The sequence below is a fragment of the Amycolatopsis sp. NPDC003861 genome, from assembly GCF_053605405.1.
Genome location: NZ_JBSGJD010000373.1, coordinates 1 through 6,721 on the forward strand (window position 1 = coordinate 1; position 6,721 = coordinate 6,721).

Here is a 6,721-nt window from a genome sequence, read left to right on the forward strand (position 1 = left end):
ATCCTACCTCTTCTCACTGGAGTTCAGACGTGTGCACGTCCGAGAGCGGGTGGCGGAGCCCCCGACTCGGGGCGAAGCCCCGGGCGGCACAGCTTCCCGGGCGCGTCGCTCGACCAGGGGAAGGGACCGCAGCTGCCGCTCCAGGTGCCACTGCAGGTGCGCCGCGACCAGGCCGCTCGCGTCTCGGCGGGTGCCGGGCAGGGTCGCCTCGGCCATCTCCCACTCGCCGTGCAGCAGGGCCGTGAGCAGGTCGAGGACCTCGGGCGCGGGGTGCACGGAGCCCGGGACGCGGCAGTCCTGGCACATCGAGCCGCCGGCCGGGACGCTGAACGCGACGTGCGGGCCGGGCAGGCCGCAGCGAGCGCACTCGGTGAGCGCGGGGGCCCACCCGGCGTAGGACATCGCGCGGAGGAAGAACGCGTCGAGCACGAGCGAGGGGTCGCGTTCGCCGGCGGCGAGCGACCGCAGCGCGCCGCAGAGGAGGAGGTACAGCTTGAGCACCGGCTCGCCCTCTTCGGCCGAGAGCCGGTCCGCGGTTTCGGCGATCGCGCTGGCCGCGGTGTAGCGCTGGTAGTCGGCGACCAGCGGCAGCTGGAACGCGTCGACGGTCTCGACCTGGGTGATGACGTCGAGCGTGCGCCCGGTGTAGAACTGCACGTCGACGTGGCCGAACGGCTCCAGCCGGGCCCCGAACCGCGACGAAGTCCGCCGCACGCCCTTCGCCACGGCACGCACCTTGCCGTGCCGCCGCGTCAGCAGGGTGACGATCCGGTCGGCCTCACCCAGCTTGTGCGTGCGCAACACCACCCCGGTGTCGCGGTAGAGGTTCACCACCCCGACATCGTCCCACTTCGGGATGATGCCGGGGTGGAGCGCCCCACGGAGAATCCGGATCAGCAGTAGTAGCCGTAGCAGGTGCTGGCGGCGACCGCCGCGATGATGATCCAGACGATCGTCAGCACGCAGCCCAGTGCGCCGATGATGGTGGCGATCAGGCAGAGCGTCTTCGTGGTGCGCGAGGCCTGTTCCGCCATCGCGTAGTTGCCCTGCATCTTGTACGTCTGGACCTCGTTGGACTTCATGATCGCGAAGATCGCGAGGATCCAGCAGAGGAAGATGCTGCCGATCGCCCAGCCCTTGTAGTCCTTGATGGCGTTGATGTCGCCGCCACCGGGCATGCCGTAGCCGGGGGCACCGAAGCCGCCGGTGGGCGGCTGGCCGTACGGCGCGGGCTGCCCGTACGGCGCCGGCTGGCCGTAGGGCGCGGGCATGCCGCCGGAGGGCGGGCCGTAGCCCGGCTGCTGCGGCTGCTGGCCGTAGGGCTGCTGCTGGCCGTAGGGATTGGTCATGACGTTGTACCCCAACTATTCGTGAACTTCCCGCCGGGCGAACTCCGGCGGTGGTGCGGAAGGAACTCCTCAGCGCTGCTCGTTCGGCGGCTGGCCGAACTGGCCCGGCTGGATCTTCTGGGTCGCTTCGGGCTCGTCCTGGGTGCCGGGCCGCAGCATCTGGGTGCGCTCGGCCTGCTCGTCGAAGGCACTCCCGGAGCCCGGCTGCAGCATCTGGGTGCGCTCCGCCTGCTCGTCGAAGGCGCCCCCACCCGGCGGCGGGGCGAGCGGCTGCTGCCCGAAGCCGCCCGGCTGCGGGGGCTGCGCGAAGCCACCGGACGACGGCGGCTGGCCGAACCCACCCGGCTGCGGCTGGCCGAAGCCACCCGGCGCGGGCTGCTGCTCGAAGCCGCCGGACTGCGGCTGCTGCTGCGGGAAACCACCGGACGCGGGCTGCTGCGGGAAACCGCCGGAGGGCGGCTGGCCGAATTGACCGGGCTGCTGCCCCGGCGGCGGGTAGCCGCCGGCGAACGCCTGCCCGCCCGGCTGGCCGAACGGCGCGGCCGCGTCGGCGTTGACCACGATGGTGCCGACGATCTTGTCCGAGAGGGTCTGGGACTTGTCGTCCCACAGCGGCCACAGCCAGCCGACGTAGCAGACGGCGCTGTCGATGGCGTGTGCCAGGTCGCGCACGAACGCCATGCCCGGGCCGACCGGCTGCCCGGTGTCCTCGCGGACGAGCTTGATCTTGGCGTACCGCTTGCCCATCGACTGGCCGGTGTTGCCCTGCGTGATCCACCGGTTGTAGACGGTCCAGGCGATCTGGCCCAGCCAGCCGAGCACCCCCACCAGAACCCACAGTGAGCCGACGTTCCCGAAGATGAACAGGAGCGGGACGAGGATGACGTAGAGCACGAGGATCGGGGCGACGTCGATGAGCCAGCCGAGGGCGCGCTGCCCCCAGCTCGCGTAGTTCCGCGAGGGACCGAAGGGGCTGCCCTGCTGACCGAACGGCGCCTGCTGCCCGAACGGCGCCGGCTGGCCGTAGGGCGCGGGCTGCCCGAACGGCGCCTGCCCCGGCTGCGGCTGGCCGAACGGAGGCTGGCCACCGGGCTGCTGCCCGAAGGACTGCTGACCGTAGGGATCGGTCATTGGGTGTCTTCCCCTCGCTGGTCACTTCCCCGACACGCGGAAACGGATCCGCCCACGTCGGTCCGGTCCGCGGGAGCGTACTCGGTTCACCTGCGGCCGCGCCGCCCAGGCTTCAGCTGTCCGGGTGAATCGGTCGTCCGTCCGACGCGGACCGTGGCCGTCCGGTTCCCGGCCGCCGGGGATCAGACGTGCAGGGCCGTGAACGGCGCGAACGGGAGGTTGCGGATGACGAACCAGACGACGAACACGACGGAAAAGATCAGCGGTGTCCAGCGCCAGTGCAGCCAGCTGTCCATCGCGCGGCCGCGCAGGCGCCCGAGGATCCACGCGGCCATGCTCCACACCATCAGCAGCACGACGACGAACGACACGGCGTTGTAGTGCAGGGCGGCGGGGATGTCGCCGTGCATCAGGCTGTACGCCATCCGCATGCCGCCGCAGCCCGGGCAGTCGATGCCGAGCAGCGCCTTCGTCGGGCACACGGGCAGGAACCCGCCCGGGGTGGTCGGGTCGCCGACCCAGACCGCCACGCAGCACGCGCCGAGCCCGGCGGCGACGGCCATCGGCGCGCCGAGCGCGCGCAGCTTGGCTTTGGCGCCGCGGGCCGGGTATCCCGTGTAGACGGTCGTGGTCACGGCGTCAGCTGACTCGCGTTGACGCCGACGATCACGATCATCACCACGATGAACACGACGTAGAGCAGCAGGAGGATCCCGGTCGAGATGGCCGACCACATCGCCCACTTGCGGGCGTCGGCCGCGGCCTTGTGCGCCTCGGCGTGGGCGCCCTGGAACCAGAGCGACTGCACCTGGCTGGACTTCACGATCGCGACCACACCCAGGGGCAGGCAACAGAGCACGGTGCTGAGAATCGCCCACACCATGTTGTTGTCCGGCGGCGGCCCGTAGGGGTTGGGCGGCGGGTAGCCGTAGCCGTAGTTCGGTCCGCCCGGGGGCGGGTACGGCGGCGGGTACTGGTCGGTCACCGGGATCCTCCTGCTGCTCGGCTACGTCAGTATGACGTCGTGCCGGTGCCGAACGTGAAGACACCCGCAATCATCAGGATGATCCACAGCACGAGCCACGCGACGCCGACGATCGCCGAGATGATCGCCCACTTCTTGGCCGAGTTGGCGGCCTCCTGCGCGGCGGCCGTCTGACCCTGCGCCCACAGGCCGTTGACCTTCGCGGCCTGCACGATCGACACGACGCCGAACGGGAGGCAGCACAGGATCGTGGTCAGGATGGCCCACACGAGGTTGTTGCTCGGGGGCGGGCCCGGCTGGTAGCCGCCCGGCTGCCCACCGGGGTAGTTCGGCTGGCCGCCGGGCTGGTTCGGCTGGTCGCCGGGGTAGTTGGGCATGCCCTGGCTGTCGGTCATGGTCGGTCGTTCCCCTTCGTCGTGCTCCTCGGACGACCACCGGGTCCGCGGGCCGCCCCGACCGGCCGCGGTGTGGTCGAAGCCGCGACTGTAGGGGGCGAGATCATCGCGCGCCTCGCGTTTCGTCCCGCCGCGACCGAAATGAGACCAGGAATTCCGCCACCGCTCCCCCGCACGGGGAAAGCGCAGGTCAGAAACCGAGCCGTCGTAACTGACGGGGGTCGCGCTGCCACTCCTTGGCGACCTTGATGTGCAGGTCGAGGTAGACCTTCGAGCCGAGCAGCGCCTCGATGTTCTTGCGGGCGGTGGCGCCGACCTCGCGCAGCCGTTCGCCCTTGTGCCCGAGGATGATCCCCTTCTGGCTGGGCCGTTCCACGTAGAGGAACGCGTGCACGTCGACGAGGTCGTCGCGGCCTTCGCGGGGCAGCATCTCCTCGACGGTGACGGCGATCGAGTGCGGCAGCTCGTCGCGGACGCCTTCCAGCGCCGCCTCGCGGATCAGCTCGGCGACCAGCGTCTGCTCCGGCTCGTCGGTGAGCTCGCCGCCGGGGTACAGCTGCGGGCCCTCGGGCAGCTGCTGTACCAGCAGGTCGGCCAGGGTGCCGACCTGGAAGCCGTCCACTGCGGACACCGGGACGAGCTCGGCGAAGTCCATCACTTGCTGCAGCGCAAGCAACTGCTCGGCGACCTGCTGGGGCTGGACGAGGTCGGTCTTGGTGACGATGCCGATGACCGGGGTCCGCTTGGCGATCTTCTGGAGCTCGGCGGCGATGAACTTGTCGCCGGGCCCGATCTTCTCGTTCGCCGGGACGCAGAACCCGACGACGTCCACTTCGGACCACGTCGTGTGCACGATGTCGTTGAGCCGCTCGCCGAGCAGGGTGCGCGGGCGGTGCAGGCCGGGCGTGTCGATCAGGACGAGCTGGGCGTCGTCGCGGTGGACGATCCCGCGGATCGCGTGCCGGGTGGTCTGCGGCTTGCTGGAGGTGATCGCGACCTTGGTGCCGACGAGGGCGTTGGTCAGCGTCGACTTGCCGGCGTTGGGCCGGCCGACGAAGCAGGCGAAGCCGGAACGGTGCTCGGTCATCGCTCGAGCACCTCGAGGACCGTGCCGTCCGGGGCGGCCAGGATGATCGGCGCGTACTTCGCGATGTCGCGGACCGCGTGCACGGACGCGCCCTTGAGCAGGCCCTCTTCGCTGACGACGGCGGCGGCCTCGATGCCTTCGGCGCCGCTGGAGAGCGCGGCGGCGACCGCGGCCTGGAGCGCGGTGAGCTTGAACGACGGCTGGTCGACCGTGCCCGCGGCGTAGGTGCGGCCGTCGGTGTCGCGGACCGCGGCGCCCTCGGGGGCCTGGATGCGGGCGCGCGAGGACCGGGCCAGCGTGACGAGTTTCTGGTCCTCGGCCTCGAGGTCAGGCATGTTCGACGCTCCTGTCGCGTTCGTCGGGGTGGGGCAGGCGCGTGCGGCGGCGCGTCCGGTCGACCGGGTCCGTCATGGCTTCGGCGTCGGCCGGGTGCACGACCACGGAGGTGATCCGCATGCGGCCGCGCCGGTCCTTGCCCCCTTCGGCGAACAGCCGAAGGCCGGCGACCTCGGCTTCGGCCCCCGGCAGCGGGACCCTACCCAGTCGTTCCGCGAGCAGCCCGCCCACGGTCTCCACGTCGTGGTCTTCGAGGTCGATGCCGAAGAGCTCGCCCAGGTCGTCGACGGTCATCCGGGACGAGACGCGGACGGCGCCGCCGTCGAGTTCCTCGACCTCGGGCCGCTCGTCGGCGTCGGACTCGTCGGTGATCTCGCCGACGATCTCCTCGAGGACGTCTTCGATGGTGAGCAGGCCCGCCGTGCCGCCGTACTCGTCGACGGCGATCGCCATGTGGTTGTGCGAGCGCTGCATTTCCTTGAGCAGCTCGTCGAGCCGTTTGGAGTCGGGGACGAAGGACGCCTGGTTCATCACCGAGTCGACGACCGTGCTCGGCCCGTCGGGGTCGAGGTAGCCGGTCATCAGGTCCTTGATGTTGACGACGCCGACGATGTCGTCGACGGACTCGTCGATCACCGGCAGCCGGGTGAAGCCGGTGCGCAGCGCGAGGGCGAGGGCCTGCCGGACGGTCTTGGTGCGCTCGATCCAGACGATCTCGGTGCGCGGCACCATGACTTCGCGGGCGACGGTGTCGCCGAGCTCGAAGACGGAGTGGATCATCTCGCGCTCGGAGTCCTCGACGACGCCGCGTTCCTGGGCCATGTCGACGAGCTCGCGCAGCTCGACCTCGGAGGTGAACGGGCCTTCGCGGAAGCCCTGGCCGGGGGTGATGGCGTTACCGATGAGGATGAGCAGCCGGGACAGCGGGCCGAGGACGGAGCCGAGGACCCGGACGGGCCCGGCGACGTACCGGCCGATCCGGTAGGGGTGCTGGCGGCCGAGGGTGCGCGGGCCGACGCCGATGAGGACGTAGCTGACCACGACCATGACGACCGCGGCGACCAGCACGGCGAGGCCGAGCGGGGCGAGCCGGGTACCGACGAACACCGTGACGAGCACGGTGGCGGTGAGTTCGCAGCCGAGGCGCAGCAGGAGCAGCAGGTTGATGTGCCGGCGCCGTTCGGCGACGACGGCGGCGAGCTGGCTGGCGCCGGGCAGCCCGAGCCGGGCGAGGCCGTCGGCGCGGGCCTGGGAGACGGTGCTGATCGCGGCGTCCGCCGCCGCGAACACGCCCGCCAAGAGGACGAGCGCGATCGCGAAGAAGAGCTGTTCCATGGCTGGCGCCTAGGGCGTTTCCGAGCTCTGGCCCCAAGCGCCCCAATGTGGCGTTGGTTGCGTTGGACGCACCCAATGTGGCGTTCGGTGCGTTGGACGCACC

At 71.0% G+C, this 6,721-nt stretch carries 9 protein-coding genes; all 9 read right to left on the bottom strand.

Features of this window, described 5'->3' with window-relative positions; all coding sequences use genetic code 11:
• Positions 1-3: 3 nt before the first annotated feature.
• The 9 genes from recO to ACWEVN_RS45215 all read right to left on the bottom strand — a co-directional run bounded on the left by recO (position 4) and on the right by ACWEVN_RS45215 (position 6,618).
• Positions 4-834 (bottom strand): DNA repair protein RecO, encoded by an 831-nt coding sequence (gene recO, locus ACWEVN_RS45175; RefSeq protein WP_452055378.1) that lies wholly within the window; start codon positions 832-834, stop codon positions 4-6.
• A 59-nt stretch (positions 835-893) separates the two neighbouring features.
• Complete coding sequence (locus tag ACWEVN_RS45180; protein ID WP_449678613.1) at positions 894-1,349, bottom strand: CD225/dispanin family protein; 456 nt, start codon at positions 1,347-1,349, stop codon at positions 894-896.
• Positions 1,350-1,418: 69 nt separating this feature from the next.
• On the bottom strand, positions 1,419-2,480 hold the full coding sequence (locus ACWEVN_RS45185; protein WP_452055379.1) for an RDD family protein: 1,062 nt from the start codon (positions 2,478-2,480) through the stop codon (positions 1,419-1,421).
• A 182-nt stretch (positions 2,481-2,662) separates the two neighbouring features.
• Positions 2,663-3,115, bottom strand: a complete 453-nt coding sequence (locus ACWEVN_RS45190; protein ID WP_310972445.1) for a DUF2752 domain-containing protein — start codon at positions 3,113-3,115, stop codon at positions 2,663-2,665.
• Positions 3,112-3,465 carry a CD225/dispanin family protein gene (locus ACWEVN_RS45195; RefSeq protein WP_449687848.1) on the bottom strand — a complete coding sequence of 118 codons (354 nt, stop codon included), beginning with the start codon at positions 3,463-3,465 and terminating at the stop codon, positions 3,112-3,114. Before ACWEVN_RS45195 ends, ACWEVN_RS45190 begins: the two co-directional genes overlap by 4 nt.
• A 26-nt stretch (positions 3,466-3,491) precedes the next feature.
• On the bottom strand, positions 3,492-3,860 hold the full coding sequence (locus ACWEVN_RS45200; RefSeq protein ID WP_310972442.1) for a CD225/dispanin family protein: 369 nt from the start codon (positions 3,858-3,860) through the stop codon (positions 3,492-3,494).
• Between the two features lie 190 nt (positions 3,861-4,050).
• Positions 4,051-4,947 carry a GTPase Era gene (era, locus tag ACWEVN_RS45205; protein WP_452055380.1) on the bottom strand — a complete coding sequence of 299 codons (897 nt, stop codon included), beginning with the start codon at positions 4,945-4,947 and terminating at the stop codon, positions 4,051-4,053.
• Positions 4,944-5,282 (bottom strand): cytidine deaminase, encoded by a 339-nt coding sequence (locus ACWEVN_RS45210; protein WP_290060591.1) that lies wholly within the window; start codon positions 5,280-5,282, stop codon positions 4,944-4,946. The genes era and ACWEVN_RS45210 overlap by 4 nt, the downstream gene beginning before the upstream one ends.
• On the bottom strand, positions 5,275-6,618 hold the full coding sequence (locus ACWEVN_RS45215; RefSeq protein ID WP_310972438.1) for a hemolysin family protein: 1,344 nt from the start codon (positions 6,616-6,618) through the stop codon (positions 5,275-5,277). Before ACWEVN_RS45215 ends, ACWEVN_RS45210 begins: the two co-directional genes overlap by 8 nt.
• Between the last annotated feature and the right edge of the window lie 103 nt (positions 6,619-6,721).